This is a genomic window from Pseudomonas sp. 58 R 12 (assembly GCF_900005865.1).
In the GTDB taxonomy this organism is placed as follows: domain Bacteria; phylum Pseudomonadota; class Gammaproteobacteria; order Pseudomonadales; family Pseudomonadaceae; genus Aquipseudomonas; species Aquipseudomonas tritici.
In genome coordinates this window covers 251,671-277,828 of the sequence record NZ_CVTP01000008.1, presented here as the reverse complement: position 1 = coordinate 277,828, position 26,158 = coordinate 251,671, and the positions used below count along the sequence as shown (strand labels likewise).

The following is a 26,158-nucleotide window of genomic DNA, read 5'->3' as shown; positions in this document are numbered from 1 at the left end:
GACGGGCACCGCCGCCGCCCAGGCTGCCGACAAGGCTGACGAAGCTCAGCTGAGCAACTCAGTAATCCGAGTCGACAGCCATCAAGCTAACGTTTTGTGCCGTGGGAAAGGCAAGACCGAAGCGATTGTTGGTGCTTTTCAAGTTGGATCATGGCCTCTTCCCGGCGCTCACCCTGTAATGCATGTGACCATGGCGGATTGACCGCCAGTTTTACCTCAATGTCCGCAATAACACGCTGTATTGCCAAACAAGGGTCATTGGCTTTTACGCGGTTCCCTAATTGGGAGTTGAGATTTTTGTACTCCCCAAGCAGATTTGTTAGCTGAGTCAGTTGTTGGTTCGTGGCATGTAGATCTGAGTCGGATCTGTTTAGCTTCAGCTCTAGGTCATGCGCTTTCGCCTGTAGCTGATCAGCTTTCTCAGAAAGGGTCTTCTTTTCAATTTGGAGTTCGGCAATCAGTTTGGCTTGCACCTCGACGGTTGATTGAACCTTTCCGATGTCTACCAATTTTTCTGCGCCATAGCCCACAAGATGAATAAGTGGGACGGCGGCTATCAGGCCGGCCCCGAAGGTGGCGATAGCCCTTAGGAGTATTCGAGGTTTTTTTTCAGAATGATTGAGTTGTTGTGTTCGGGCTGTTTTCTTCATTGGGGAATAAGAATCTTGCTAGGCCAGCCCTTCATTTAGCGACTAAATCACACAGAAGGGCAGATCGTTAGTTAGGAGATGCGCCGCAGGTGAGTGCGGCAGGGGCGGATCACCGAGCTTCAAGTGCTTCTTGAATCTTATCCGCCTAGGAGGAGAGCTTGGAAAACTCTTTTTCCAGATCTACTGATGCATTACCACTTGCCGCGAATGCTGCGATCGTCTCGGGCCAGCTTCGGCTTACTGGTTGTCTTAGCGCTTTGCGAGCTGGTTACCGCGTCGGCTATAGCTGATGTCATGTTCTGCTCCCTGCCATTGAATTGATACCCATCAATACCGGCAACGCGCCGCTATTTCAAGCATCAGAGAGGCGACATGACAACCAAGTAGCCAGACTGGGAGGCGATCGAATGTGCCTACTGGTGCGTGGTTGAAAATGTCAGGGCATATTTTCTAGGTCGTAGAGCCCGATCAGACCGTCATCGCACTTGGTGTGACCCATTCACTTGAAGGTGAGAGTGGGCATGGTGTACCCCAGTTGATTGCGCTGTCGCGTTTCCATGTGGTTTAGGCAAAGCCTAGGCGTTGTACAGCGCTTAAAGAGTTACTGATGATTTTTTGATACAGTTTTCGCTGTATCTAGCTCGCTTTGTAAGGACCGAAGACGAGCATCATTTGGATATTTTAGTTTTAGCTCGTCCAAGTTTATTTTTGCCTTTGAGTATTGTTCGAGCTTTATTAGGTTTCGCACCAAAACTATTTGAGTTACTCGCCCCGGGGCAATATCAAAAGCCGCTTGATTAAATTCTAGGGCTTTTTTGAAGTCGGTGTACTGTTTACCGTTGTCGCCCATATACAAAAGGCCAAGTACGTTGTTTGCCGAAAGCTGGTGCGGGTCGATTTTGACCGCCTGTTCGAGGCGATCTCGGGCCGAGGGGACTCTGCCTTGCATCAGATCTGCATCCGCCATGTTGACGAGATAGAAATAAGAGTTAACTGGGTAATAAGCCGCTGCTTTTGCCGCATATTCTCCCGAACTCTGGTAGTCACCGGCCTCATAGTAGCTAAGGGATATATACCGTAGGGCTGAAGCCTTTTGTTGATTGGTGGCTGCTGGGTCTGCCTCAATTTTCTTAAAGTTTGCAATGGCTGCAGTGTTATTTCCTAGATCTTGAAGTTCTTGGCTTTGCGCAAACTTGTTTTTTATTTCGTTTTTATGCTCGTTGGTTTTTAGTGCGTCTTGGATTTTATCGCAGCCCAACACAGCTAAGCACAAACAAATAATGAGCGCTATTTTCAATTTTTGCATTTTCTTTCTCGACGTTGCTGGGCGTGCCTGCCTTAGTATAAAAACCTGCGGACCGGGTTTGTTTCTTTCAGTCAAGTACTGGCCGCATGAAGCTTCTCTCCGTACTGACGATAAATCTCTTATCCGCTGCCAGCGCGAAAGTACTAACGCATTCGGGGTCAGTTTTGGACTCCTCGCGATAGCGCTCGTAATCCGCAAGGCTCGGAAAGCTGAAAAGGCAGTAAGCGACGTTGTTTGCGCCTTCAGCAGGGAGGAAATAACCATGATGTGTGCCCCCCATGCGATTGACTATACGAATCCACAGTTTTGAGTAGTTTTCAAAGGCCGGGATTTGATAGGGGTCAATCTGATACTTCAGATGGCAGGTGATCACGCGAGTCGTCCTTGTCCAGTTTGAATGAGTAGCTTAATGGACATCCATGTGATTGGTAAAACTCGACTAGGTACTGGGTTTTTTGCATCAGCTTTACGCCTTCCAATCGAAACCCACCGGCGAAAGCGGAAAGATCACAGTTGTTCGTGATTCGGACGCCGTTGGCTCGGGTTGCGACATTGTCGTATACGGCGATGGTCGAAAAGCTGCAAAAATCGGCACCGGGTAGCGCGTTACCTTTTACCTGCCGCCTGGATCGCCGAGATCTAGGCGCTGGCCTGGCGGGCTTAGGCTTATGCGCAGGAGCTGCAATACGAACCATTGCAGCAACGGTGCAGCCTGGCAAGGAAAGCCTGTACCGCATCAGCGGCGACATGGCCGGCTTTTACATTGACCCCTATGTCGATTACAACTGGACCAAGAAAACCATGAAGCCGCCCCCGGGCGGTTTTTTATTGCCTGGAGCAAACATGGGCGCAGCACAGAAGCCCGATATCTACGGCACCGAGGGCGGCTCGTAAAAGCCAAAAACTCCAACCGAAGCGCCGGACAACCTGCGCTCTGTAGCGATGGCTAGGCTCCAGTGAAGGGTGGTTGCTGTTGAATGCGTTGACTGCTACAAAACCGGCCCAATGTGCCGCCAAGGACTGTAATCAATGATTCTGCTACTGATGGCTCTTCTGATGCGCGCGGAGGATCCCGTTTATGTCGTCAATGAAGAAAACTGCAAATTTGGACATTTTATTGAGCTACCGAACGACTACAGGAGTCGTCGATTGATGAAGGCGTGCTTTGAAAGCATCAAAGATGAACCCATGCCCACCGGTGGAAACTTGCAGGAAAAGACTGTGCGCCCACTGAAGGAACTCATGGGTATTTCGGTTGATTTACGGTAGCGCACACCCCATGGGTTTGAATGGGGGAGGATTTATTGCTATGCACCAGGTTGTTGAAAGGGCGTTAAACGTGATCGCAGCAGAGATCAGCGAGCCCGAATACACTGAAGCGTTCAGCGCAGCTCATGCAGTAGCGGTTGAGTTTGGAGAGCAAAATCTGGCCGACCGACTTTTTGCCGATATCCCTGATTCAATCTCTTTCATGGAGGTGGCCCGGCTATTCGACTTTCTTGCATGGCAGACGGATGACAACGGATCTGCAATGACTCGTACTGCTGAGCGCTGGCTCGTGGAAGGCACAGATCTGCGCAAGATTCAGATCGCGCTAAACCTTGAGGTGTACCCGTTTCCGGATGGGCAAGAGATGTACCGCGTGCTGTCCGATGTGGCTGCATCTCACCCGCAGGCGGCTGATAGATGCCAGCAGCTTATCAATGCTCGGCACAATCGGTAGCACTTGCTCACACAGTCTCATTCGCCTTCCGGCGCCCGGCTATCCCAGCGTAGACAGTCATCACTGATCATCGAGTGGCGATAGCCAGAACCTTCCATGAGTCCATTCGAGATGCATTTTCACACGTTGCGTCGACGAAGGAATCCAATGCAGCTATTGATTGCCGTGCATAAGCTCCCCGCGACAATGCCGATAAAAACGAACACCAATGCACCGTGGCTGAAGTTCATCGGCCACACAAATGGGCTCGCGGATGATGTTGTGATGGCATCCACCAGATTGGGTAGAGCGCTGAATACCCAAATCAACAAACCGGTGATCAGGCCTCCGACGATGTAACGCAGTGGTGACTGCAGGTAACGCTCGGTAAACCACAGAACCGGCCATCCAACCAGCATGCTCAACAGCCCCCCGACCATGAACATCAGGATGAATGCCGGTATGCTCTCGTCCGAACCAGGAAGGTACAACGCCGCGGCCGTTCCTAGTGTTATCGCCCCTGAAAGGGGAACGGCATATACCCAGCCACGCGCTGCATACCGGGTTTCGTCGCTGCCCTCGTACAACCTTTCTATTCCGTAGATTGTGGCGGAAAAAAGCAGCCAAAGAATGATGCCAGAGCCAATCGCCAGCGGAAGGTATTTAAGTGACGCGCCTCCCAGTAGCCAGGCCACCAGCGATTGTATAAGGGCGTTAAGAAGATTGCGGCCATTGGAGCTTGCACCGTTCGCGTCACTACGCAGTAGTAAGGGAATGCCAAATACAACCCCAACGACGGTTCCAAACAGAAACCCAGAGAACAACATCGACTCATTCCAGCCTTGGGTCATGCATCGAGCGGTAGCGCAGATAATCCCTGCACACAACGGTACTGAAACCAGCCGGAGCTCTTGTTCCTTTTTCTTGAGCTTCACGAGACCTCCTAAAGGTCGCTCAGTGGATAGGCCGGATTAGACCAGGCGCGCACTCCACGCCAGCCTCAGCCTCGCACTTCGTAGAAGTGGCTCAGTGCTATCCGCTCCGGCAGTTTGGCTAACTGAGGGGACCTCCATGAATCACACCGGTAATGGGAGGAGCTACACCGAATACTACGAAACAGTGTGGCACAGTGATGATCGACTAACACCCAAGAGCCCCGGTTTTGCCGGGGCTCTTGTTTGTGTGGCTTATACGAAGGGCTGACCGCTGAAGCCCCGTGGCAAACGCTGCAAACCGGGCAGGTCGGTGAGGCGTTGCGTCCACGCGCTGCGCCAGTCGATCACGGTGCGGGTCTTGGCGTTACGATTGGCGCGGCGGGCAGCATTGCGCTGGGTGCGGCGCGCTTCCTTGTAGGCTTCGGTGTTGCGGCAGGTACGGCACTTGACTCGGTTCAGCTCGACGCTGGAAGGGAGGTTGGTGCCGTGGTGGCCACAGGCTAAATGACCTGCGACCTTGAAGTGAATGACCATGTAAGCGTCTCCTTCTTGGGGTACGCGCATCGGTAGACTCACAATGCGCGCGGGGAGGGCGGGGGCAGCAAAAGCCCCGACACCTAAGGTTACGACCCCAGTTACGCAGCAGCGTTCGGTTGTGGGGCTGGCCTGTTCAACTCTGCGTCCGGACGCTAACCTGCCACGCTACCCATCAATAAATGGAAGCAATGATGAGCGTCGATACCCTGCCATAACGTACGCGCGGCCTTGTTGGATAATGCCAGCGCTTATGTACCCTTCATGGAGACCTGGACCCGCGAGAAATTGCCTTGGGCATCCACCCCGGCCGTTGAAAGCTTTGCGCAGTTGCCGGAGCCCTCGGCGTTCCCGCGCTTGATACAGGCGTACGCAGAATTCAGTCGATCAACGCCAGCAAATCCGTAGTGCCCACGTCCAACCCCGCCTGGCTCAGCAAGGTGGTTGCCTGGCCCCGGTGGTGGGTCTGGTGATTGAAAAAGTGCACCAGCAAGCTGAAGCAGTTTTTATCGGCGGCCACACCGCGCATGTTGCGGTAATGCAGGCGCTGATCCAGGTCGGGCGCCTGTACGGTGTGCGCCCAGTCGAGGATGAGTTGATCCAGCCAGGCTCGATGGGCGGCGAGTTCACGGACGTTGGCAAAGGCCAGCTGCGTCAAATCAACAGGTGTGGCGACCGCGTTCAGCGGAGCCAGTGCCGCATAGCCAGCAGGATGCAAGGCAAAGCGCTTGAGCCAGACGGTGTCGCCTAATACCAGGTGGTTCAACGTACCGAGAATCGAGCCGAAAAACGCCTTGCGGTCCATAAGCAACTCCGCGTCCGACAGCGTGCCGGCCGCTTCGTAGAGTTTGCGGTTCATCCACTGGTTGTAGCGGGCCATCAGCACGACATGCTCAATCCGGTTCACTTGGGTTTTCTCTCAGAGGCACGGTGACGCCATGATAGGCCGTGCCCGCCCGGCGGTCATGGTGTTCCGGCAGGGGCGGGCTATGGTTGTTAGACGCCAACACTGCGCCCTGGGAGGGTGAGATCATGAACACCAGCGACTTACTGGAACAACTGCTGCGCGCCGGGCAAGGGGGCAGTACCTCCTCGGGCGGCGGTTTGGGCGGACTGCTCGGCGGCTTATTGAAAGGCACCCGCACCGGCAATGCCTCGGCCGGTGGTGGCTTGGGTGGGTTGTTGGGTGGGCTTGGCGGCATGTTGGGCGGTGCCGCTGGCGCTCGTCCTGCCCAGGGACGTGCTGGCGGGATGAACTACGCGGCGCTGGCTTCCTTGGGCATGGCGGCGTTCCAGGCCTACCAAGCCTGGCAACGCCAGCAAGGCAGTGCTCCGCAGCAAGCCATCCAGACGGTCGACCAGCTTGACGGCCCCGCAGCCGAAGCCCACAGCCATGCTGTTTTGCGTGCGTTGATCGCCGCCGCGAAAGCTGATGGCCATATCGATGAAAAAGAGCAGCAACTGATTTCCAGTGAACTGGGCCGGCATACCGACGATCCGCAACTGCAAGCGTGGCTCGACGCTGAAGTCGCCAAGCCCCTGGATGCTGCGGATTTCGCCGAGTTCGCCAGCGACCCGGCAGTGGCGGCGGAGGTTTACCTGGCCAGTGTGATGCTGGTGGACGATCAGCAGGACGCCGAACGCAATTACCTGGACGACTTGGCAGGTCAACTGCAAATCGACCCTCAATTGCAGCTGCACTTGGAGCAACAGGCCAAGGCCTGATTGATCTGCGAACCTCCGGTCGAAGTAGGATGAATGTGGGAGCTGGCTTGCCTGCGATAGCGGTACGCCAGTCAACATTTGCAGTGACGGACACACTGCTATCACAGGCAAGCCAGCTCCCACATTTGATCTCTGAGGGTCTTAAAAGGTGCTAGAAGCGCAGCGTGGCTCCAGTGGTCAGCCATTGGTCTCGTTCGCCGACCAGGCTGCGCCCGACCACCAGGTCTACATCTACCAGCTCGCCGAGGTGAAACCGGGGCCCGGCCTGCCATGCCTGATCGCCACCCTCCTGGCCGTAGCGTTCGGCGATCACCGTCATTAACGGCGCGACCTGGTACTCCAGACCAGTGCCCCAAGTCAGGCGGTGTTTCTGATCGCCTTCGTTGTAGGCATGCGACCAACCGGCATTCAGGTTCACCCGCAGGGGCGCCAGCGGTTGCCACGTCAACGGGATGTTGAAGTCTGCACCCTCAAAAGCGTGTCGGCGATCCAGTGCAACGTGCGCACCGGCAGACACGGCCATTTCCAGCCCCAGGTCTTCCCGCGACAGTACCTGCGCCTTGAGCTGCGGGCCCACCTGCGTTTCGCTTTTGCCTGCGCTGGTCGCGCGTGACAGCGCCGCGCCCCATTGCACCGAAGGCATGGCGGCAAAGGTGCAGGCCGGCGACAGTGTTTCATTATGCGTACTGCCATCGTGTCGATTGGCGGTGTACCAGGCGTCGACGTTGCAGGTGCCTGGCGCATTGATCGCGCCGTCGTCGACCCCATACGCGCCGCCGGCTGCGTTGGCCTTGGACAGCAAGGCAATCATTAACAGAGCGCCCAGGGTCAGCCCTATAAACATCAGGTTGCGCTGCAATGCGCGCCGTTTGGCCGGCGGCAATAGCAACAAGGTCTGGCGTGCGCCTCGGTAGTGACGCGCACGGTATTTGGCGAACCCATCCTGGCGCGCCGGGGTGTGTTTTTTGTGCATGATGCACCTCGCTTGAATTCAGCTTTCTACGGTCAGCACCGAAATGCCACTGGCTTTGGCCTGGCAGACCAGCTCGGACGTGTCGTCACCACCCGGCAGGGCGATGACCACGTCAGGGCGGCTGTCGGTCAGCATGAAATGGTTGCGCTGGCGTTCCGCCTGCTTGCCGTGGCGTTGCCAGTTGGGCGGGTAGCGCACCACGTCAATGCCCAGTTCCCGCGCCCACTCCTCAATCTCGCTGCCGAGGAATTGGTTGCCGCCGTGGATCAGTACCTGCACCGGGCGCAGGCGGTGGTAGGCGTCCAGCACTTGGCGGGACAGTCGGGTGTCGGCGTAATGACGACCTGCACAGATCAAGACGCGCATAAGGTCTTTCCTTTTAGTGCACGGTGGCGGCCGGGCGGCCGCCACCGTTTAAACGGCGGGGGCGATCAGTACCACTGCTTGAAGCGGCGGATGTAGATCGTCTTCATCAGTTGGGCTACGCAGCAGTAGCTGAGCAGGGTGCCGACCAGCCATGGGAAGTACGCCAGCGGCAGCGGTTGCAGGCCTACCAGCGTGCCCAGCGGCGAGAACGGTACGTAGATCCCCAGCGCGATCACCACACCGGTCATCATCAACACCGGCCAGGCGGCGGTGCTCTGGAAAAACGGGATCTTGCGAGTGCGCAGCATGTGCACCACCAGGGTTTGCGAAAGCAGACCCTCGATAAACCAGCCGGACTGGAACAGGGTCTGCATTTCCACGCTGTTGGCGGCGAACACGTACCACATCAGCGCAAAGGTGGTGATGTCAAAGATCGACGAGGTCGGCCCGATCCAGAGCATGAAGCGACCGATGTTTTTCGCATCCCACTTGCGCGGCTTGGCCAGGTATTCCTTGTCCATCTTGTCCCACGGCAGGGCCAGCTGGGAGATGTCGTACATCAGGTTTTGCAGCAGCAGGTGGATCGACAGCATCGGCAGGAAGGGGATGAACGCACTGGCCACCAACACCGAGAACACGTTGCCGAAGTTGGAGCTGGCGGTCATGTTCAGGTACTTCATGATGTTGCCGAACGTTTCGCGTCCCTTGAGCACACCTTCCTCCAGTACCATCAGGCTCTTTTCCAGCAGGATGATGTCGGCCGACTCTTTGGCAATGTCCGTCCCGCTGTCCACCGAGATCCCCACGTCGGCATCGCGCAGTGCCGGTGCGTCATTGATCCCGTCACCGAGGAAGCCCACAGTGTGGCCGTTGGCTTGCAGCGCCTTGAGTACCCGGGATTTTTGTAGCGGTGTCAGTTTCGCGAACACCGTGCGTTCTTCCACGCGACGTTGCAGGGTGGCATCGTCCATCGCTTCGATGTCGGTACCGAGCAGCGGCTGGCCTGGATCGAGGCCGACCTGACGGCAGATCTTGCTGGTGACCACGGCGTTGTCGCCGGTCAGCACTTTGACCGCCACGCCAATCTGTTGCAGCGCCGCAATCGCCGGGCCGGCAGTTTCCTTAGGTGGATCGAGAAAGGTCAGGAAACCCTGGATCACCAGGTTGCGCTCATCGGCGGTGGTGTACTGCTGGCGCGCCAACGATTTCGGGATGTGACGGGTGGCCACCACCAGCACACGGAATCCGTCTTCGTTATAGTCATTGGCAAGCGCCAGCAATTCTTCACGGCGGCGCTCATCCAGCGGTACGGCTTTGCCTGCCTCCATCACGTGAGTGGAAATACCCAGCATCTCTTCCACGGCGCCCTTGCACACCAGCAGTTGATCGTCGGCCGCATCCTTGACCACGATCGACAGGCGACGGCGGACAAAGTCGAACGGCAATTCATCGACCTTGCTGTAGGCAAATGGCGCCTGGAACTTCGGATTCTGCTCCGAGAATTGCACCACGGCCTGGTCCATCAGGTTCTTCATGCCGCTTTGGTGGTAGCTGTTCAGCCAGGCCAGGGACAGCACCGCGTCATCACGCTGGCCAGAGGCGTTGACGTGATGCTCGAGGATGATCTTGTCCTGGGTCAGCGTGCCGGTCTTGTCGGTGCACAGCACGTCCATGGAGCCAAAGTTCTGGATCGCGTTGAGGCGCTTGACCACCACTTTGCGCTTGGCCATGGCGGTGGCGCCCTTGGCCAGGTTGGCGCTGACGATCATCGGCAGCATTTCCGGGGTGAGGCCTACGGCAACGGCGAGGGCAAACAGGAAGGCATCGCCCCAGTCACCCTTGGAGAAGCCATTGAGGAAGAACACGATCGGCACCATCACCAGCATGAAGCGGATCAGCAACCAACTGACGCTGTTCACCCCACGGTCGAAGGCGGTTTGCACCCGCGACCCCACAATTGCCTTGGCCAGGGAGCCAAAGTAGGTGCGTGGTCCGGTGGCGACCACCACGGCCGTGGCACGGCCGCTGACCACGTTGGTGCCCATGAAGCAGATGTTGGGCAGGTCCAGCAGGTTGGCCTGGTCGGCAGCCACTGGCCCGGCGGATTTTTGCGTAACGTCGCCGAGGGTGTCGTACTTCTCCACTGGCAAGGCTTCGCCGGTCAGCACTGCCTGGCTGATAAACAGGTCGCGGGATTCGATCAGGCGGATATCGGCCGGGATCATGTCGCCGGCTGAGAGTTGTACGATATCGCCGGCCACCAGCTCGCGCATCGGCACTTCGCGCAGGGTGGGTTGGGCGCCGACCTGCTCACGGCGTAGCACGGTGGCGGTGGTGCGTACCATGGCTTTCAGGGCTTCGGCGGATTTCGCCGAGCGGTGTTCCTGCCAGAACCGCAGCAGGCTGCTGAGCAGCACCATGGTCATGATGATGATGACTTTGGTCGGGTCGGCCTCTTCACCGTCCTGCATCGGCAGCCAGCAATCGGTGAAGAAGCTGATGCCAGCCAGCGTCAGCAGTACGTAGATAAACGGATTGTTCAGTGCCTGCAGGAACTGCACGATGGCGTGAGGCGGCTTGTCATGGGCGACTTCGTTGTGGCCTTCCCGTTGCAGCCGGGCAGAGGCGTCCAATTCGGTCAGGCCGTCCCGGGTGGCACGCACGTTCGCCAGGGTGGCCGACAGGCCGTTGTGCGCTTCGCGGGCGGCTCGCATTGACAATTTAGTGTCGGCGTCAGTGCGATTTTTCTTGTGCAGAGGCGTGTTTTTTACGGCGCTCATTGTCTGTACTCCTGTCGCCAATTCTCGACAAAACATACCCGGTACTTACCTGAAGACAGGCGAGCGAAAGCATGCCGAGTCGCTAACTTCGCGATCGGGTTAAATAAGGTGCTTATATATGTTTTGCTGGTGCGTTAATTAACTTGCGCGCAGCGAACTACAACTGGAAGTGTTCATGGCGAACCCCAGGGTATTCATCAGAAAGTTGCTGTTTTCAGCCGGTTTAAGCGGCGCGAGCGCTCACGTTAAGACCGGGGCTGAAAACCTTCGGTCTCTGTGGGTCTTGAGGGGAGGGTGTGACAATCGCCGCGCGGGAGGGCGGGAAATCGACGCGCACACGGCGTGGCGTGGCCCGCAGGGCGGCGGCCGGCGTGCGCAGATCAGGCAAAACAAAGCATTGGAAGGTCATAAAACACCTCGGGACCGGACGGGCGACCGGCGAGGCAGTTACGGTGGAGCATCGAGCTCTAGCGCAGCTTACCGGACCGTGAGGCGAGTCCTGTCATGTTCTGGGTTTGGCGCCCGATACCCGCTAACACGGTGCTCGGACAGCGACTAGATACTGTGTCCATTGGCTTCTTTAGTGAGGTTTAAAAAAGGCCCCAGTTGCGGGCACGGGCAATCTACCCAGACGGTTACAAAATGTCAATGCATGATTAATTAAATGAACCGATGTTCAGAGTTTATTCAGGCAGACAGCCCGTGTAAGTTGTCGGCTCTATAACTTCATATTCCTTGCGCGGCCAGAACTGCCAGATAGATCAATACCACGCCGCAAGTGCCGTAACTGATGCGCTGCCACAACGGTGATGCGTTCTTGCGCAGCACGTTGACCAGCGCAGCAATCAGAAAGCACGACAACACCGACGCCAGCATGAACCCGGCGAAAAACATCAAGGTTTGCCCATGACTGGGCGTGGCGCCGACGATGCCCGACAACGCGCTGCCCAGCGCGCCCCAGTAAACAATATTCTTCGGGTTGGCCAGGGAGATCGCTGCGCCGACCGCCAGCGCATTTTGCCGAGTGCTGGCGGGTGCGTCGTCTGATTCAGGCAGCTTCCAGGCATCGATCAGGCTGCGCACGCCCAGCCAGGCGAGGTACACCGCACAGACTACCGTCAGCGGCACGCGCACGGCGTCATGCTGGATCAGCAGGGCGATCCCGGTCAGGCCGATCACCGCCCACACCGCGTCGCCGACCAGCGACCCAACCTGCACCAGAAGGGCCGGCGTGAAGCCATGGAGCAAACCACGGCGCAGGGTCTCCGCCAGCACGGCGCCGGGAGAGAGGCAAAACACAAAACCGAATATCAGTGCGTAGAAAAAGATCGTCAGCATGCCCGCGTCCTTTCAGGAAAGTGCCAGAGCATACGCGGGAAGGGGGGATCAGATCGACCGTTGGTTGAGACGCTGCGACAGTTCGTCAGCACTTTCCTTGCGCTCCGAATAACGGTCTACCAGGTCCGGGCGATCGCGCAGCAGTAGCGTGAACTTGACCAGTTCTTCCATCACATCGACCACGCGGTCGTACAGGGCGGAAGGTTTCATACGGTCTTGATCGTCAAACTCCATGAACGCCTTGGGTACCGAGGATTGATTGGGGATAGTGAACATACGCATCCAACGGCCCAATACGCGCAGTTGGTTCACGGTATTGAAGGATTGCGAACCGCCGGACACTTGCATCACCGCCAGGGTTTTACCCTGGGTCGGGCGCACTGCGCCAAGGGCCAGCGGCACCCAGTCGAGCTGCGCCTTGAACACGGCCGACATCGAGCCGTGACGTTCCGGTGAACACCACACTTGGCCTTCGGACCACTTCATCAGCTCCAGCAGTTCCCGCACTTTGGGGTGATCACTCGGTGCATCATCGGGCAGAGGCAAGCCGCTGGGGTTGAAGATGCGCGTTTGTGCGCCGAAGTGCTGCAACAGGCGTGCTGCTTCTTCCACCAGCAGGCGGCTGAACGAGCGTTCGCGGGTCGAGCCGTAGAGCAGCAGGATGCGCGGCGGATGCGTCGAACCGCTACGCAGTGGCGCTGAAAGGGTGATATCGAGATTGGGCAGTGTGGTCATGAAAGCACCGCAATACGGTCGAGTTCCACCTTCAAGTCGGCAGGGCTGAGGCGGTCAAAAGGCACGGCGAAAAATGCCCGGCAGCGTGTGGCAATGATCGCCAGCGTGGCGTCAAATGCAGCTTGGACATTTGTGTCGTCGCCTTGAACATCGGAGGGGTCCTCCAACCCCCAATGCGCCTTCACCGCCGGCCCGAAGTACACCGGGCACGCTTCGCCCGCAGCTTTGTCGCACACGGTAATCACCAAGTCCGGTGGGCTGCCCGCAAAGGCGTCATTGCCTTTGCTGTACAAGCCTTCAGTGCTGATACCCGCTGCCTGCAGCGTACTGAGGCTGCGTGGCAGGACCTGGCCCTTCGGAAAGCTGCCGGAACTGATCGCCTCAAAACCGTGCGGTGCCAGATGGTTGAACACAGCCTCGGACAAAATGCTGCGGCAGCTGTTGGCGGTACACATGAACAGGACTTTCATTGCGGTATCTCCTTCAAAGACTCAGGCGCAAGGCGAGGGCGGCAAGGGTGATCAGCAGCACCGGCAGGGTCAGCACGATCCCGACTTTGAAGTAGTAACCCCAGGTAATCGTGATGCCTTTGCGTGCCAGAATGTGCAGCCACAGCAAGGTAGCCAGGCTGCCGATGGGAGTGATCTTCGGGCCCAGGTCGCTGCCGATCACGTTGGCGTAGATCATCGCGTCCTTGACCACGCCCACGGCATGGCTGGACTCGATGGACAGCGCGCCGATCAACACCGTCGGCAAGTTGTTCATCGCCGAGGACAGCAGCGCCGTCAGCACACCCGTGCCCATCGCCGCGCCCCACACGCCGTAAGTGGCGAAGGTATCGAGCCAGGTTGCGAGGTAGGTGGTGAGGCCGGCGTTTCGCAGTCCGTAGACCACCAGGTACATGCCTAAGGAAAAGATCACGATTTGCCACGGTGCTTCTTTCAGCACTTTGCGCGTGGAGATCGTGTGGCCCTTGGCGGCGATGACCAGCAGGAGCACGGCGCATACGGCGGAAATCGCGCTGATGGGAATGCCCAGCGGCTCCAGGGCAAAGCAACCGACCAACAGAATGCCCAACACCCACCAGCCGGCGCGGAAGGTGGCGCGGTCGTGGACGGCACTGGCGGGATCTTCTAGGTCGGCCGGGTCGTAGGTTTGCGGGATATCGCGGCGGAAGAACCACATCAGCACCGCCAGCGTGGCCGCGACGCTGACGAAGTTGACCGGCACCATCACGGCGGCGTATTCGTTGAAACCGATCTTGAAGTAATCCGCCGAGACGATATTCACCAGGTTCGAGACCACCAGCGGCAGGCTCGCCGTGTCGGCGATAAAGCCTGCGCCCATGACGAATGCCAGGGTCGCCGCCGGGGAGAAGCGCAGGGCCAACAGCATCGACATCACGATCGGCGTGAGAATGAGCGCCGCGCCGTCATTGGCGAACAGCGCCGAGACCAATGCGCCGAGCAACACCATATAGGCAAACAAACGCCGGCCGCGCCCACGCCCCCAGCGTGCTACATGCAGGGCGGTCCAGGCAAAGAACCCGGCCTCGTCGAGCAACAGGCTGATGATGATCAGTGCGACAAAGGTCCCTGTGGCATTCCAGATGATGTGCCACACCACCGGAATATCCGCCAGGCTGACCACGCCAGAGGCCAGGGCCAGGATGGCGCCCAGGGTTGCGCTCCAGCCAACGCCCAGGCCTTTGGGTTGCCAGATGACCAATACGATGGTGAAGATAAAAATCGCGAGTGCGACAAGCATGAATAAACGCTCCGAGGATTCAGCAGCAGGTGCTGGCCCGTTGTGGTCTGTCGCCCATTGCATCCAGACGCTGTGCGTCGCTGTGCAACCAGGGCCGGTTGGCTTGCAGGGTGGTGTGCAGCACGGTGGTCACCCAGTCGGGTAATGCCGGGTTGATGCGGTAGTAAATCCATTGGCCTTGGCGACGGTCCAGCAGCAACCCGGCACTGCGCAGTTGCGCCAGGTGGCGGGAGATTTTTGGCTGGCTGTCGTCCAAGGCATGGATCAGTTCGCACACGCAAAGTTCGCCTTCACGCAGGATTAATAACGTCAGGCGTGCCCGGGTGGTATCGGCCAGGCATTTGAACAGGGTGGGTGGGGAGATGGAGTCCAGCATGGCCAAGGCCCTGTATATATGGTTATCCGAATATACGTATATTCATATGTAACGGTCAAATCCTGTTTCAATTGATATGGATCAAACGCCTTGAAATCCGCCACAAGTGTTTGAAATTAAAATGAAACATGAATGTCCTAAAGTGCCTCCCCATTGCTGATGAAGGAAGAACCTGCGTGACCCGTGCCACTCGCAACCTGCGCAAGACCCTGGATTCCGTCGCGGAAAATAACGAAACCGCGGCCTTCGACTTGATGCGTGCCGTCGAAAAACTCGGCGATGAAGTGCTGCGCCAACGCTTGCTCAACACCATTCACCGGCTTAACCAGGACGCCCATGAACTGCGCGAAGCGCGCGATTCGGTGGGGCCGGTGTCGGTAAGGCTGGCCTGAGCAAGATCGTTCAAGACAAGCTCCTGGTTGCGCTGGCATGCTTGTCGACTGTCTGTCGATGAGCCGTTTCCATGCCCACTGCCTTACCTCATTACGCCTTCGCTCGCGGCGCCATCGCCGTCATTCCCTTGTCCCTGGCCTGCGCGCCGTGGGGACTGCTGGCCGGTTCGATGGCCATCGATGCACAGTTCACCCCGTTGCAAGCCCAGGGTTTGTCCGCCATCGTGTTTGCCGGCGCTGCGCAACTGGTCGCCATCGGTATGGTCAAGAGTGGCGCCAGCCTGATTTCCATCGTGCTGACCACCTTGCTGCTGACGTCCCAGCATTTGCTGTACGGCATGCATTTGCGCCCAATCCTGTCGCCCCTCAAGACCCGCTGGCGCATGAGCCTGGGCTTTCTGTTGACCGACGAATTCTTCGCACTGGTCAGCCATTTTGACCGCGAGACCTTCAACCGCTGGTACGCCCTGGGCGTCGGCCTGACGTTCTATATCATCTGGAACCTGTTCACACTGGCCGGTATCGTGCTCGGCAAAAGCATTCCCGGCCTTGATCAACTGGGGCTGGAGTTTTCCATCGCCGCCACGTTTATCGCGTTGATTACGCCGGTGGTGCGTGACATCCCCACGGTGGTCTGCGTGGCCGTGTCGTTGCTGTTTTCGGTGTGGTTGAGCTTTCTGCATTGGGAGTCGGCGGTGGTGGTGTCCGGCGTGTTGGGCATGAGCGCGGGGTATGCCTGCAAGCGACTGGGAGTAGGGCAGCAATGATCTACATCATGATTGTGGCCATGGGCCTGGTGGTATTTCTCAACCGTTACCTGTTTATCGAGCCGCGCCTGCCGGTGCGCCTCAACCGTGGCGCGCGGGAGTTTCTCGGGTTCGCCGTGCCTGGCATGCTCACGGCGATTTGCGGGCCGATCATTTTCCTGGCCGACCATCAACTCAACCTCAGTCCGGCCAACCCTTACCTGCTGGCGGGGCTCAGCGCGGTGGCGTTGATGTTCTGGACACGCAATGTGTTGATCACTGTGCTGTTGAGCATGGCGTTGTTCTACCTGTTCCGCTGGTTGCTTTAATCCCCGGACGAAAAAAAGCCCGCGGGAGGGCGGGCAGAAGGGAGACTTCTAACAATGAGCATGGCCAATATAGGCAGCACAGGCTCCCTTCACAGTGAAACTAAATTCATGCTGCACACAGCAAGGCAGCCCGATTGGGCTGCCCGGGCGCATCAGCTTTTTGCGTTGAGCTTGCGCAGTTCTTCATAGGTGGCCGACTGGACGAACCAGAAGCCGGAAATGATGCACCACGTCAAAGTACCGCCCACCAATACCGCCAGGCCCGACAAAAAGCTTGCGCTGAACATCGTCACCAAACCCATCAGCCAGACGAAGGCCAGTGCGATGTAGAGAACGGAGTTGTTGACGCTGATGACGAAATCTTTCATGACGCTTCCTTGTTGAGGGTATCCCGTTGATCTCCTCAGTGAGATCAACCGCGGCATCATAATGCCATGTGTCGGGAGGCGCCACCTTCAAGCACCCCGCCAGGTGGGCGTGCTCCCACCCTTGACCGTACGCTCGCCCTCGAGGATGCAGCGAATTCGCTTTTAGGCGCGTGCGTGACGTAATAGTCCTCGGGTGTAGCAGGCTAATGGTAGAGTCGCGTTTTTTTTCAACGGAGCAATGGCATGCACAAGGTGGTAATTGGCGCACTGGTACTGGCGGCCCTGGCCGGTTGTGCAGGTTCGAAGATGAAAGAGGCGCGCGCCGGCACGCCCTACAAAACCCTGGCTTCAGACAAGGCCACACTGGTGGTTGCTGAATGCGTGCAGTTCGGCTGGCAGGATGAAAGCGTGTTCGGCGTTGACGCCGGCGGCTTCAAGGAACCCATCGGCGCCGGCGGTTTTACCGTGTACACGACTGCAGGCGACTACTTTGTCGATGTGCAAAGTGCGGGTGCCGGTTCCACCATCAAGTACTACGCAGCAGAAGACAATATGCCAGCCAAGCGGCGCTTGGCCGCACTCGCGACTTGCCTGTAATCCATTGCTTTAGTCGTTTTAGGAAATGCCTGGCACGACAGTTGCGCGGCATTTGGATTATGATTCACCCGCTCGCCCGACATGATGGCTCTTTACCAGTACACGGACGTCGAGGCTTAAACGTCGGGCGAGCACCTTTTTTCCTCAGCGCGGCATGTAGCCAAGGTGCCAGCGCCGGGGAATCTTCAGCGACACCAGCCCCAGCACGCCTGCGAAGACGCCGCTGACCAGCAGCGCCCTCAAGCCCATCTGCTGCTCGAGCACCGCGCCAATCACCGCCCCCACGAACATCCCGGCCCATGGGATCAGTTGCACGCGCCAGCCGCTGCGACGCTCCCCAAGCAGCCAGCGCCCCAGCCCGCGTCCAAACCGTGAAAGTGCGCCGGTGACGTAAGTCAGGCCTACGGGCAATCCGTTGACCTCTTCCACAGCGGCATTCAGCATGCCCATCGCGACGATCGCCGCCAGCAGCGCGGGCAATGTATCGGCGAAGGGCAGCACGGCAGCGCCGCACAACAAGCCGGCAATACACAACAGCAATGGCAGTGCATGGCGGCGGCTCAGCCGGCTGACCACGACGCCCAAGGCGTTACCGACAACAAAGGTCGCGACCAGCAACAGCAGCCGCCCGGTCAGGCCAAGATCCCCGGCGCTGATTGCTACCGCCAGGCGAGTCGTGTTGCCGCTCATGAACGACACAAAATCACCGCTGGCCATGAAGCCGATGGCGTCAGTCATTCCCGCCAGCACCGACAGGCTGGCCACCAGCATCAGCCCGACCCGGCCACGCCAGCGCTGTCGATGGGCCAGTGCAGCATTGGCGTTGGGTTTGCGCGGCGAAGGCAACATAGGACCGGGTTCCTCGGTGAGATTATCCGGCCACTACCGTAGGGCGCTTTTAGGGCGCACGCAATGACCTCAGACACACTCTAGGTACCAGCCCGTACGCTGCCAGGTGAAAAAGTGGGTCGGCCTGATCGCTTGCACGAAATCCACGTCATGGGACACCACCATCATCGCCCCTGTAAAACCTTGCAGCGCCTGTTCAAAGGCCATCACCGATTCCAAGTCCAAGTGGTTGGTCGGCTCGTCCAGCAACAACAGTTGCGCCGGCACTTCGCGCCACAAGGCAATCGCCATCGCGGCCTTCAAGCGTTCGCCGCCACTGAGTTGCCCGGCGGGTTGGGTCACGCGCAAGGCGTTCAGTTGCAGCAACGCCAGGCGCGTGCGCAATTCGGCTTCGGCCAGTGGCGTGTCGAGCAGGTTGAGTTGCTCGACGATGGAACGCTGGTCGTCCAGCAGCGCGAGATGCTGGTCGATATAGGCACTCGGCACCTGCACGCTGCAGGCGCCATTGACCGCTTGCCATTCACCTGCCAACACCTTGAGCAACGTGGATTTGCCGCACCCGTTCGGCCCACGTACAGCGATGCGTACCGGCCCGGCAAGGTGCAGGTTGAGGCAGGTCGAGGGCAGCCATGGCAATTGCGCGTCGACCAACGCCAGCACCTGTCGGCCATTGGGCACCGCTGACGCGGGCAATGCCAACAGCGTTGGCGTTTCATCCAGTACCTTTTCGTAGGCTTGGCGCACCTGGGCATCCAACGCCTGTTTGTGTTGCCCATGCGCGCTGCGCACGCTGCTGAGGATTTGCGTGGCGGCGCCTTTCCAGCGCGCTTTGGTGAAACGGTCAACATTGGCTGTTTCCGCCTGTTTGCGTGAGTGGGCGGCATTGCGTTGCAGGTTGTCATGGTCCTTTTGCAGGCGCCGCCGTTCGCGGCTACGCGCTAGGCGTGCGTGTTCCAGGGCAGCGACGGCAGCGTGTTGTTGGGCATCGCGCTGAAGGCGGTAAGCATCGTAGTTGCCGCCATACACGTGGACGCCGAGGGATGACAGCTCGATGATGCGCCCCATGGCGTTGAGCAATTGTCGATCATGGCTGACCACTACCAGGCCGCCACGCCAATCCGCGAGCACTCGCAGCAGCCAGGCACGGCCGTCGCTGTCGAGGTGGTTGGTGGGTTCGTCGAGCACCAGCAGGTGTGGCGCGGCCAACAGCGCTCCGATGACCGCGACGCGGGCCAACTGGCCGCCGCTGAGTTGGTCGACAGGGGTCTCAACATTAAGCTGCGAAAGACCCGCCGCATCCAAGGCGCTGCGCAAACGCTCGGCCAGGTTCCAGCGGTCGTCGATCAACGCCAGGTCGTCGTCCTGCGCGGCGCCTTGGGCCATGCGTTCGAGCGCTGCCAATGGCGCAGCCGTACCCGTGAGATGAGCGACTGTGTCGCCCGGCACCACCACGACGTTCTGCGCGACGTAAGCCACATGGGGCGGTCGATTCAGCGTGCCAGAGGAGGGCGACAGCTGCCCGGCGAGCAACTTCGCCAGGACACTTTTGCCGCAGCCGTTACGCCCCACAATGCCGGTGGGGGTGTGATCGATGGACAGGTTCAGGTCGTCCAGCAAGGTCTCGCCATTGGCGAACTGGAAACACAGGTGTTGCAGGGAAACGAGGGCGGGCAGCCGGTTGACGTCAGTCATCAGCACCTCCAAAAAAATGTCGGACAGGCCAACAAGCGCGCCAGGCGGCCTGTTGCAGGTACATTTTGGAAGGCTTAGTTGTTCACGTCGGCGCTCGTCCCGTGAGTCAGAAGGGAGGCAGAGCCTAACCCACCTTGGCCTTTTTCGGCAAATCCGCCGCCAGTTGCTCAAGGAACATTGCCAATGCCGCTTCTTCGGCCTTGAGCCCTTTGCGCAGGCGCGGCTTGGGCAGCTTGGAGAGTTCGCCGAGGCTGAAATGCTCCAGCACCGCAGGGTGGATGTAACACTTGCGGCATACCGCCGGGGTGTTGCCCAACTGCTTGGCGACGTCCTTGACCATTGCCACCACGTGCCGTTTGGCATCGGACTCGGGCTGCCACTCCAACTCCCGCAACACCGCCAGCGCCATGGCGGTGCCGGCCCAGGTGCGGTAATCCTTGGCGGTGAAGTCCGCACCGGTGAGGCTGTGCAAGTATTCATTCACGTCCTGTGAGCTCACGGTGTGCCGCTCGCCGCTTTCGTCCAGGTACTGGAACAAGTCCTGCCCCGGCAATTCCAGGCAGCGCTTGACCACCGTCGCCAATCGCCGATCTTTAACGCTGATCTGGTGTTCGACGCCGCTCTTGCCGCGAAACTGGAACTTGATCTCACTGCCTTTCACATCCACATGGCGGGTACGCAGCGTGGTCAGCCCGTAGGATTTATTGTCCCGCGCATATTGGGTATTGCCGACGCGGATCAGCGTAGCGTCCAGCAGCATCACCACGGTGGCCAATACTTTTTCGCGGGTGAAGCCAGGTTCGGCGATTTTCGCTTCCAGCTGTTTGCGCAATTTTGGCAGGGCGATGCCGAACTGCTGCAGCCGAGAGTACTTGTCGCTGTCACGCACCTCACGCCAGCGCGGGTGGTAGCGGTACTGCTTGCGCCCACGCGCGTCGCGGCCGGTGGCTTGCAGATGGCCGCGCGGGTCGGCGCAGATCCACACATCGGTGTAGGCCGGCGGTACGGCCAGGGCGTTCAGGCGCTTGATCTCGTCGGGATCGCGGATGCGCTCACCCTTAGGGTCGAAGTACTGGAACTTGCCCCGCAGCGTCTTGCGGCGGATGCCGGGCTGGGTGTCGTCAACATAATGCAGGTCGCGGGGTAGCGCAGAGTCGGACATGGTGCGGGTTCCTTGGCAACAAATCAGGCCGGTATGTCTGATTGACCGCAGCCGTTTGCGGTCGTGCCAAAAGGTTGCCTACGCCAACACAGCCACCGCCTTGATCTGCGCCCACAGTGTCTGGCCGGGGTGCAATTGCAACTGGTCGCGGGAGAACCGCGTGATACGTGCCAGCAACGGCGTGCCACCTGCGTTCAGGCGTACCAGCACGTGTGCGCTGTTGTCCGCCGGAACTTCCTGGGTCACCGTCACCGGCAGGCGATTGAGGATGCTGCTGTGTTCTTCTGCCTGCAGGCTGAGGCTCACATCACGTGCCTGGACTTTGATGCGCAACGCTTTGCCCACGGCCAACGGTGCATGGGCCACGCGCATGTGCAGGGCGCTGTCGGGCAGTTGCAGCGTGAGCAGCTGATAATGTTCGTCGTAGGCACTGACCGTGCCGTTGATCACCACGCCAGCGTCATCGCCCCGTGCCAGGGGCAGGTCGAGGCGCGCCAGGGTTTCGCCAATGGGGCCGCTGGCCAGGGCCTTTCCGTCGCTGAGCAAGACGATGTGATCGGCCAGGCGTGCGACCTCATCCTGAGCATGGCTGACATACAGCACCGGGATATCCAGTTCATCGTGCAGACGTTCGAGGTACGGCAGGATTTCACCTTTGCGCTGGCTGTCGAGGGCGGCCAGGGGTTCGTCCATCAACAGCAACTTCGGGCTGGTGAGCAAGGCGCGGGCGATACCGATGCGTTGGCGTTCACCGCCGGAAAGATGCTGGGGGTTACGGTCGAGCAGGTGGCCGATCGCCAATAACTGCGTGGCCTGGGCCATGTCCACACGGCGTTGCTGACGGGGGATGCGCTTGAGGCCAAATTCCAGGTTCGCCCGCACCGACAAATGCGCAAACAGGCTGGCCTCCTGAAACACGTAACCCACGGCACGCTTATGCGGTGGCACAAACACCCCGTTGCGGCTGTCTTGCCACACCTCATCATTGATCTGGATGAAACCGTCTTCGGCGCGCTCCAGCCCGGCGATACAACGCAGGCAGGTGGTCTTGCCGGAACCGGAATGCCCGTAGAGCGCGGTCACGCCGCGACCGGGCAGGTGAAGGTCAACCTCGAGGGCAAAGCCCGAATACGTGAGTTGCAGGCGCACATCAATCATTGCCATCAGCTCCAGCTCACCTTTGTTTTACGGCTGGAGTAGAGCGCCAGCAACACCAGGAACGCGAACACCACCATGGAGCCGGCCAGCCAATGGGCCTGGGCATATTCCATGGCTTCGACATGGTCGTAGATTTGTACGGAGACCACCCGGGTCTTGTCCGGGATATTGCCGCCGATCATCAGCACCACGCCGAATTCGCCGACGGTGTGCGCAAAACCCAGGATGGAGGCGGTGATAAACCCCGGCCGTGCCAAAGGCAAAATCACCGTAAAAAACGTATCCCAAGGATTGGCGCGCAGGGTCGCGGCCACTTCGAGCGGGCGCGTGCCAATGGCGGAGAAGGCGTTCTGCAAGGGCTGCACTACAAACGGCATGGAATAGATCACCGAACCGATGACCAGCCCGGCGAAGCTGAAGGTGAGGGTGCCCAGGCCCAGCCATTGAGTGAACTGGCCGAAGTAGCCATTGGGGCCCATGGCCAACAGCAGGTAAAAACCAATCACCGTGGGTGGCAACACCAACGGCAAGGCGACGATGGCACCGATGGGGCCGCGCCACCAGGAGCGGGTGCGCGACAGCCACAGGGCGATGGGAGTGCCGATGACCAGCAAGATCACCGTGGTCAGTGAGGCGAGCTGGAGGGTCAAACAGATAGCGGAAAAATCGGCACTCGATAGCGGCATTTAGAGCTCGTAACCGTAGGACTTGATGACGGCAGCGGCTTTAGGCCCCTTGAGGTATTCAACCAGTGCCTTGGCAGCGGCGCTGTCTTTGCCCTTGTTGAGGATGACCGCGTCCTGTTTGATCGGGTCGTGCAGGGAGGCTGGAACGATCCACGCCGAACCGCTGGTGACTTTGCCGTCTTTATAGATCTGCGACAAGGCCACAAAGCCCAGCTCGGCGTTGCCGGTGGACACAAACTGATAGGCCTGGGTGATGTTCTGACCCTCAACGAGCTTGTCCTTGACCTGCTCGGTCAGCCCTTGTTTGGCCAATACTTGGGTCGCGGCCAGGCCGTAAGGTGCCGTTTTCGGGTTGGCAATCGACAGATGTGTGAACTGGTTTTTCTTCAGCACTTCACCTTTGGCATCGACATAACCTTCTTTCGCCGACCACAGGGCCAGGGTGCCAACGGCGTAGGTGAAGCGTGACCCCTTGACGGTATCGCCTTCGGTTTCGAGTTTTTGCGGGGTGGCGTCGTCGGCGCTCAGGAACACTTCGAACGGCGCGCCATTCTTGATCTGGGTGTAGAACTGGCCGGTGGCGCCGTAGGCGGCGACCAGTTTGTGGCCGGTCTCTTTTTCGAAGTCGGCGGCAATCGCCTGGATCGGTGCGGTGAAATTGGCGGCCACGGCCACTTGGACTTCATCGGCCTGCGCCGAGCCAAAGGCCAGCGCCGCGACCAGAACGGCCAGGCGTGAGGCGTGAATCTTCATGAAGCAGCTCCTTTGAGGGTGTACGGCTTGTTATAGATAGAAGGCTTAACCGCTATGTACGAGAATATATAGCGGTTGGCCGGTGCCGGTACAGTGCAAAGTTGCCACGGATGACGGATCTACTTGAGCTTGGCCAGGGCCTGTTCTGCCAGTTCGCGCGTCAGCTCATACGTGGTCGTGTCTTTGCCCAGGCGCAGTGCCTGACCGGACCACAGGTTGCTGAAGCCCGCTTCATCCTTGGCCTTGAGCGGCATCAGCGCGCCGCCTGAGGTCGGGAACGCTGGAGCGGCCGGGTTGATCGCACCCAACTCACGCATCACGCGGTTGACGATGCCGCGTGCCGGGCGGCCGGTAAACAGGTTGGTCAGTGCCGTTTCGCTGGCCTGGGCATGACGCAGCGCATGGTGGTGCGAAGCCGTGACGTTGGCTTCAGGGGTAAACAGGTACGCCGTACCGATCTGCACCGCCGAGGCGCCAAGGGCAAACGCTGCGACAATCCCACGCGCATCGCCGATACCCCCGGCCGCGATCACCGGCACGCGGACGGCGTCGACGACTTGCGGCAACAAGGCGAACAGGCCGATCTGGGTGTTGAGGTCATCGCTGAGAAACAAGCCGCGATGCCCGCCTGCTTCAATGCCCATGGCGATGATTGCATCGCAGCCATGGTGTTCCAGCCAGAGGGCTTCCTCTACGGTGGTGGCCGAGGACAACACCTTGGCGCCGGTGGCTTTTACCCGATCCAGCAGGGACTTTTCCGGCAGGCCAAAGTGAAAACTGACGACCTCGGGGCGGAATGCTTCGACCACCTGGCAGGCGGCGTCATTGAAGGGGGCACGGTTGGACACCGGTGTTGGCGCATCAAAGTCGGCACCCAATTCGCGGTAGTAGGGTTCCAGCAATTCTTTCCAGCGTCGATCGCCTGCGGCGTCAGGTTGCGGGGGTTGATGGCAGAAGAAATTGACGTTGACCGGGCGCGTGCTGGCCTGGCGGATGGCGGTCAGCGCTTCGCGCAGTTGCTCGATACTCAGTGCGGCGGCCGGCAATGAACCCAGCGCGCCCGCATTATTGGCGGCGATCACCATGGCAGTGGTGGTGCCTACCGCCATTGGGGCCTGGATGATCGGCACTTCGATGCCCAACAGGTCGAGAAGGCGGGTGTCTGGCCAAGTGCTCATGGGGTGCGTCTCCAGCGTTAGTGAGGCTTCACGCTGTTTTAACAGGGCCCCTGGCACCCGGCCAGTCTGTTTTATTCACTGGACGAACGTGCCGTTTCGTGGTGCGCCATCAGTCAATGGCATGGCCCACGACGGCGTGAATTCGCTCGGCGATATGTGCCGCATGGGTTTCCAGGGCGAAGTGGCCAGTGTCGAGCAGTTCCACCACGGCGTTGGGGTTGTCGGTCTTGTAGGCGTGTGCGCCTGGCGGAATGAAGAAGGGATCGTTCTGGCCCCAGATCACCAGCGTTGGCACGTGCGTCGTCTTGAAAAAGGCCTGGAACGCCGGGTACAGCGTCAGGTTGTTACGGTAGTCGAGGAACAGGTCCAGCTGGATCTCGTCATTGCCGGGACGCTGCATGAGCAGGACATCCAGCATGTAGGATTCCGGCGCCACGCGCTCGGGGTGGTTTACACCGTGCAGGTACTGGTAGCGCGTGCCTTCCAGGCTGATCACCGCGCTGCGGATGACTTCGCGGTTGGCTTGGCTCGGTTCGGCCCAGTAGGTGCGGATCGGTGCCCAAGCATCGCCCAGGCCCTCCAAGTACGCATTCCCGTTTTGCGAAACCAGCGCGCTGACCCGTTCCGGGTGAGCCACCGCGAGGCGCAGACCAACCGGTGCGCCGTAATCGAAGACATACAGCGCGTAACGGCTCAGCGCCAGCGCATCGACAAAATGCTCAACCGTGACTGCCAGGTTATCGAAGCTGTAGTGATAATTGCGCTCGGCCGGTACCTCGGTGAAGCCGAAGCCCGGTAAATCTGGCGCGATGACCCGAAAACGCGTGGCGAGCAGGGGGATCAGGTCGCGGTACATGTGCGACGAGCTGGGGAAACCATGCAGCAGCAACATGACGGGGGCCGCCGGGTCACCGGCTTCTCGATAGAACATGCGTACGCCATCGACATCGATGTGGCGGTAGTGAACAACGGGGGCTGGAGTGGTCATGATGAGGCACCTATGTAACTTGATTGGATTGATATACGGGTTACTTTTTCAAAAGCTGCGCTCAAAAATGTAA

General features: G+C 59.1%; 31 protein-coding genes and 1 pseudogene. 9 read left to right on the top strand and 23 right to left on the bottom strand.

Annotated features, from left to right (window positions below; translation table 11 throughout):
• Window positions 1–86 precede the first annotated feature (86 nt).
• The 3 genes from BFP95_RS29365 to BFP95_RS04755 all read right to left on the bottom strand — a co-directional run bounded on the left by BFP95_RS29365 (window position 87) and on the right by BFP95_RS04755 (window position 2,329).
• Window positions 87–650, bottom strand: coding sequence for a hypothetical protein (locus BFP95_RS29365; RefSeq protein ID WP_065890943.1), 564 nt, complete (start codon window positions 648–650; stop codon window positions 87–89).
• A 601-nt stretch (window positions 651–1,251) separates the two neighbouring features.
• Window positions 1,252–1,956, bottom strand: coding sequence for a tetratricopeptide repeat protein (locus tag BFP95_RS04760; protein WP_065873001.1), 705 nt, complete (start codon window positions 1,954–1,956; stop codon window positions 1,252–1,254).
• Between the two features lie 67 nt (window positions 1,957–2,023).
• On the bottom strand, window positions 2,024–2,329 hold the full coding sequence (locus BFP95_RS04755; protein ID WP_065909385.1) for an NIPSNAP family protein: 306 nt from the start codon (window positions 2,327–2,329) through the stop codon (window positions 2,024–2,026).
• A gap of 140 nt (window positions 2,330–2,469) precedes the next feature.
• Here BFP95_RS04755 and BFP95_RS04750 point away from each other — a divergent pair, with 140 nt between their 5' ends.
• The 3 genes from BFP95_RS04750 (at window position 2,470) to BFP95_RS04740 (ending at window position 3,679) form a co-directional block, all read left to right on the top strand.
• The gene (locus BFP95_RS04750; protein WP_256534129.1) at window positions 2,470–2,850 is read left to right on the top strand and encodes a hypothetical protein; all 381 of its coding nucleotides are present in this window, start codon (window positions 2,470–2,472) and stop codon (window positions 2,848–2,850) included.
• A gap of 135 nt (window positions 2,851–2,985) precedes the next feature.
• Window positions 2,986–3,225 carry a hypothetical protein gene (locus BFP95_RS04745; RefSeq protein ID WP_065909384.1) on the top strand — a complete coding sequence of 80 codons (240 nt, stop codon included), beginning with the start codon at window positions 2,986–2,988 and terminating at the stop codon, window positions 3,223–3,225.
• Between the two features lie 40 nt (window positions 3,226–3,265).
• Window positions 3,266–3,679: a hypothetical protein gene (locus tag BFP95_RS04740; RefSeq protein ID WP_065909383.1), complete on the top strand. Its 414-nt coding sequence runs from the start codon at window positions 3,266–3,268 to the stop codon at window positions 3,677–3,679.
• 119 nt (window positions 3,680–3,798) lie between these two features.
• On the opposite strand, the gene BFP95_RS04735 is transcribed toward BFP95_RS04740, so the two are convergent.
• Together BFP95_RS04735 and BFP95_RS04730 are read right to left on the bottom strand one after the other, a co-directional pair.
• The gene (locus tag BFP95_RS04735) at window positions 3,799–4,593 is read right to left on the bottom strand and encodes a hypothetical protein (RefSeq protein ID WP_065873005.1); all 795 of its coding nucleotides are present in this window, start codon (window positions 4,591–4,593) and stop codon (window positions 3,799–3,801) included.
• Between the two features lie 252 nt (window positions 4,594–4,845).
• Window positions 4,846–5,127 carry a hypothetical protein gene (locus BFP95_RS04730; RefSeq protein ID WP_065873006.1) on the bottom strand — a complete coding sequence of 94 codons (282 nt, stop codon included), beginning with the start codon at window positions 5,125–5,127 and terminating at the stop codon, window positions 4,846–4,848.
• A gap of 216 nt (window positions 5,128–5,343) precedes the next feature.
• On the opposite strand from BFP95_RS04730, the pseudogene BFP95_RS29935 reads away from it, so the two are divergent.
• Window positions 5,344–5,535, top strand: a pseudogene (locus BFP95_RS29935) (aldehyde-activating protein); the annotation flags it as partial.
• Here the strand turns inward: BFP95_RS29935 and BFP95_RS04725 are convergent.
• Complete coding sequence (locus BFP95_RS04725; RefSeq protein ID WP_065873007.1) at window positions 5,507–6,034, bottom strand: DinB family protein; 528 nt, start codon at window positions 6,032–6,034, stop codon at window positions 5,507–5,509. The pseudogene BFP95_RS29935 and the gene BFP95_RS04725 sit on opposite strands and share 29 nt — an antisense overlap.
• 125 nt (window positions 6,035–6,159) lie before the next feature.
• Here BFP95_RS04725 and BFP95_RS04720 point away from each other — a divergent pair, with 125 nt between their 5' ends.
• A complete protein-coding gene (locus BFP95_RS04720) occupies window positions 6,160–6,852 on the top strand; it encodes a tellurite resistance TerB family protein (RefSeq protein WP_065890944.1) in 693 nt (230 codons plus the stop codon).
• 151 nt (window positions 6,853–7,003) lie between these two features.
• On the opposite strand, the gene BFP95_RS04715 is transcribed toward BFP95_RS04720, so the two are convergent.
• The 8 genes from BFP95_RS04715 to BFP95_RS04680 form a co-directional block, all read right to left on the bottom strand.
• Window positions 7,004–7,825 (bottom strand): hypothetical protein, encoded by an 822-nt coding sequence (locus BFP95_RS04715; RefSeq protein WP_065873009.1) that lies wholly within the window; start codon window positions 7,823–7,825, stop codon window positions 7,004–7,006.
• 18 nt (window positions 7,826–7,843) lie between these two features.
• Window positions 7,844–8,191 (bottom strand): DUF2493 domain-containing protein, encoded by a 348-nt coding sequence (locus BFP95_RS04710; RefSeq protein ID WP_065873010.1) that lies wholly within the window; start codon window positions 8,189–8,191, stop codon window positions 7,844–7,846.
• A 65-nt stretch (window positions 8,192–8,256) separates the two neighbouring features.
• Window positions 8,257–10,971 carry a magnesium-translocating P-type ATPase gene (gene mgtA, locus BFP95_RS04705; RefSeq protein ID WP_065909382.1) on the bottom strand — a complete coding sequence of 905 codons (2,715 nt, stop codon included), beginning with the start codon at window positions 10,969–10,971 and terminating at the stop codon, window positions 8,257–8,259.
• A gap of 726 nt (window positions 10,972–11,697) precedes the next feature.
• Window positions 11,698–12,309, bottom strand: coding sequence for a LysE family transporter (locus BFP95_RS04700; RefSeq protein ID WP_065880556.1), 612 nt, complete (start codon window positions 12,307–12,309; stop codon window positions 11,698–11,700).
• A gap of 48 nt (window positions 12,310–12,357) precedes the next feature.
• Window positions 12,358–13,044, bottom strand: a complete 687-nt coding sequence (gene arsH, locus BFP95_RS04695) for an arsenical resistance protein ArsH (RefSeq protein WP_065873013.1) — start codon at window positions 13,042–13,044, stop codon at window positions 12,358–12,360.
• Complete coding sequence (locus tag BFP95_RS04690) at window positions 13,041–13,514, bottom strand: arsenate reductase ArsC (RefSeq protein WP_065873014.1); 474 nt, start codon at window positions 13,512–13,514, stop codon at window positions 13,041–13,043. The genes arsH and BFP95_RS04690 overlap by 4 nt, the downstream gene beginning before the upstream one ends.
• A gap of 13 nt (window positions 13,515–13,527) precedes the next feature.
• Window positions 13,528–14,811 carry an arsenic transporter gene (locus BFP95_RS04685; RefSeq protein ID WP_065873015.1) on the bottom strand — a complete coding sequence of 428 codons (1,284 nt, stop codon included), beginning with the start codon at window positions 14,809–14,811 and terminating at the stop codon, window positions 13,528–13,530.
• A gap of 19 nt (window positions 14,812–14,830) precedes the next feature.
• On the bottom strand, window positions 14,831–15,187 hold the full coding sequence (locus BFP95_RS04680; RefSeq protein WP_065873016.1) for a metalloregulator ArsR/SmtB family transcription factor: 357 nt from the start codon (window positions 15,185–15,187) through the stop codon (window positions 14,831–14,833).
• 176 nt (window positions 15,188–15,363) lie between these two features.
• On the opposite strand from BFP95_RS04680, the gene BFP95_RS04675 reads away from it, so the two are divergent.
• The 3 genes from BFP95_RS04675 (at window position 15,364) to BFP95_RS04665 (ending at window position 16,654) form a co-directional block, all read left to right on the top strand.
• Window positions 15,364–15,579, top strand: coding sequence for a hypothetical protein (locus tag BFP95_RS04675; protein ID WP_065873017.1), 216 nt, complete (start codon window positions 15,364–15,366; stop codon window positions 15,577–15,579).
• 71 nt (window positions 15,580–15,650) lie between these two features.
• Window positions 15,651–16,346: an AzlC family ABC transporter permease gene (locus BFP95_RS04670; RefSeq protein ID WP_065873018.1), complete on the top strand. Its 696-nt coding sequence runs from the start codon at window positions 15,651–15,653 to the stop codon at window positions 16,344–16,346.
• Window positions 16,343–16,654, top strand: a complete 312-nt coding sequence (locus BFP95_RS04665; RefSeq protein ID WP_065873019.1) for an AzlD domain-containing protein — start codon at window positions 16,343–16,345, stop codon at window positions 16,652–16,654. Before BFP95_RS04670 ends, BFP95_RS04665 begins: the two co-directional genes overlap by 4 nt.
• Before the next feature lie 152 nt (window positions 16,655–16,806).
• Here BFP95_RS04665 and BFP95_RS04660 read toward each other — a convergent pair whose 3' ends face one another.
• The gene (locus tag BFP95_RS04660; RefSeq protein ID WP_065873020.1) at window positions 16,807–17,022 is read right to left on the bottom strand and encodes a hypothetical protein; all 216 of its coding nucleotides are present in this window, start codon (window positions 17,020–17,022) and stop codon (window positions 16,807–16,809) included.
• A 243-nt stretch (window positions 17,023–17,265) separates the two neighbouring features.
• On the opposite strand from BFP95_RS04660, the gene BFP95_RS04655 reads away from it, so the two are divergent.
• Window positions 17,266–17,619, top strand: coding sequence for a hypothetical protein (locus tag BFP95_RS04655; RefSeq protein WP_065873021.1), 354 nt, complete (start codon window positions 17,266–17,268; stop codon window positions 17,617–17,619).
• A gap of 144 nt (window positions 17,620–17,763) precedes the next feature.
• Here BFP95_RS04655 and BFP95_RS04650 read toward each other — a convergent pair whose 3' ends face one another.
• The 8 genes from BFP95_RS04650 to BFP95_RS04615 all read right to left on the bottom strand — a co-directional run bounded on the left by BFP95_RS04650 (window position 17,764) and on the right by BFP95_RS04615 (window position 26,085).
• Window positions 17,764–18,468, bottom strand: a complete 705-nt coding sequence (locus BFP95_RS04650; protein ID WP_065873022.1) for a YoaK family protein — start codon at window positions 18,466–18,468, stop codon at window positions 17,764–17,766.
• Window positions 18,469–18,537: 69 nt separating this feature from the next.
• Window positions 18,538–20,160: an ABC-F family ATP-binding cassette domain-containing protein gene (locus BFP95_RS04645; RefSeq protein ID WP_065880554.1), complete on the bottom strand. Its 1,623-nt coding sequence runs from the start codon at window positions 20,158–20,160 to the stop codon at window positions 18,538–18,540.
• A gap of 124 nt (window positions 20,161–20,284) precedes the next feature.
• A complete protein-coding gene (locus BFP95_RS04640) occupies window positions 20,285–21,322 on the bottom strand; it encodes a DNA topoisomerase IB (RefSeq protein WP_065880553.1) in 1,038 nt (345 codons plus the stop codon).
• Between the two features lie 78 nt (window positions 21,323–21,400).
• Complete coding sequence (gene modC / locus BFP95_RS04635; protein WP_065880552.1) at window positions 21,401–22,480, bottom strand: molybdenum ABC transporter ATP-binding protein; 1,080 nt, start codon at window positions 22,478–22,480, stop codon at window positions 21,401–21,403.
• 5 nt (window positions 22,481–22,485) lie between these two features.
• Window positions 22,486–23,166 carry a molybdate ABC transporter permease subunit gene (gene modB / locus BFP95_RS04630; RefSeq protein ID WP_065909378.1) on the bottom strand — a complete coding sequence of 227 codons (681 nt, stop codon included), beginning with the start codon at window positions 23,164–23,166 and terminating at the stop codon, window positions 22,486–22,488.
• Window positions 23,167–23,919, bottom strand: a complete 753-nt coding sequence (modA, locus tag BFP95_RS04625) for a molybdate ABC transporter substrate-binding protein (protein WP_065909376.1) — start codon at window positions 23,917–23,919, stop codon at window positions 23,167–23,169.
• Between the two features lie 119 nt (window positions 23,920–24,038).
• Window positions 24,039–25,097, bottom strand: coding sequence for an NAD(P)H-dependent flavin oxidoreductase (locus tag BFP95_RS04620; protein WP_065880551.1), 1,059 nt, complete (start codon window positions 25,095–25,097; stop codon window positions 24,039–24,041).
• A gap of 109 nt (window positions 25,098–25,206) precedes the next feature.
• Window positions 25,207–26,085 carry an alpha/beta fold hydrolase gene (locus tag BFP95_RS04615; RefSeq protein WP_065873029.1) on the bottom strand — a complete coding sequence of 293 codons (879 nt, stop codon included), beginning with the start codon at window positions 26,083–26,085 and terminating at the stop codon, window positions 25,207–25,209.
• Window positions 26,086–26,158: the final 73 nt, after the last annotated feature.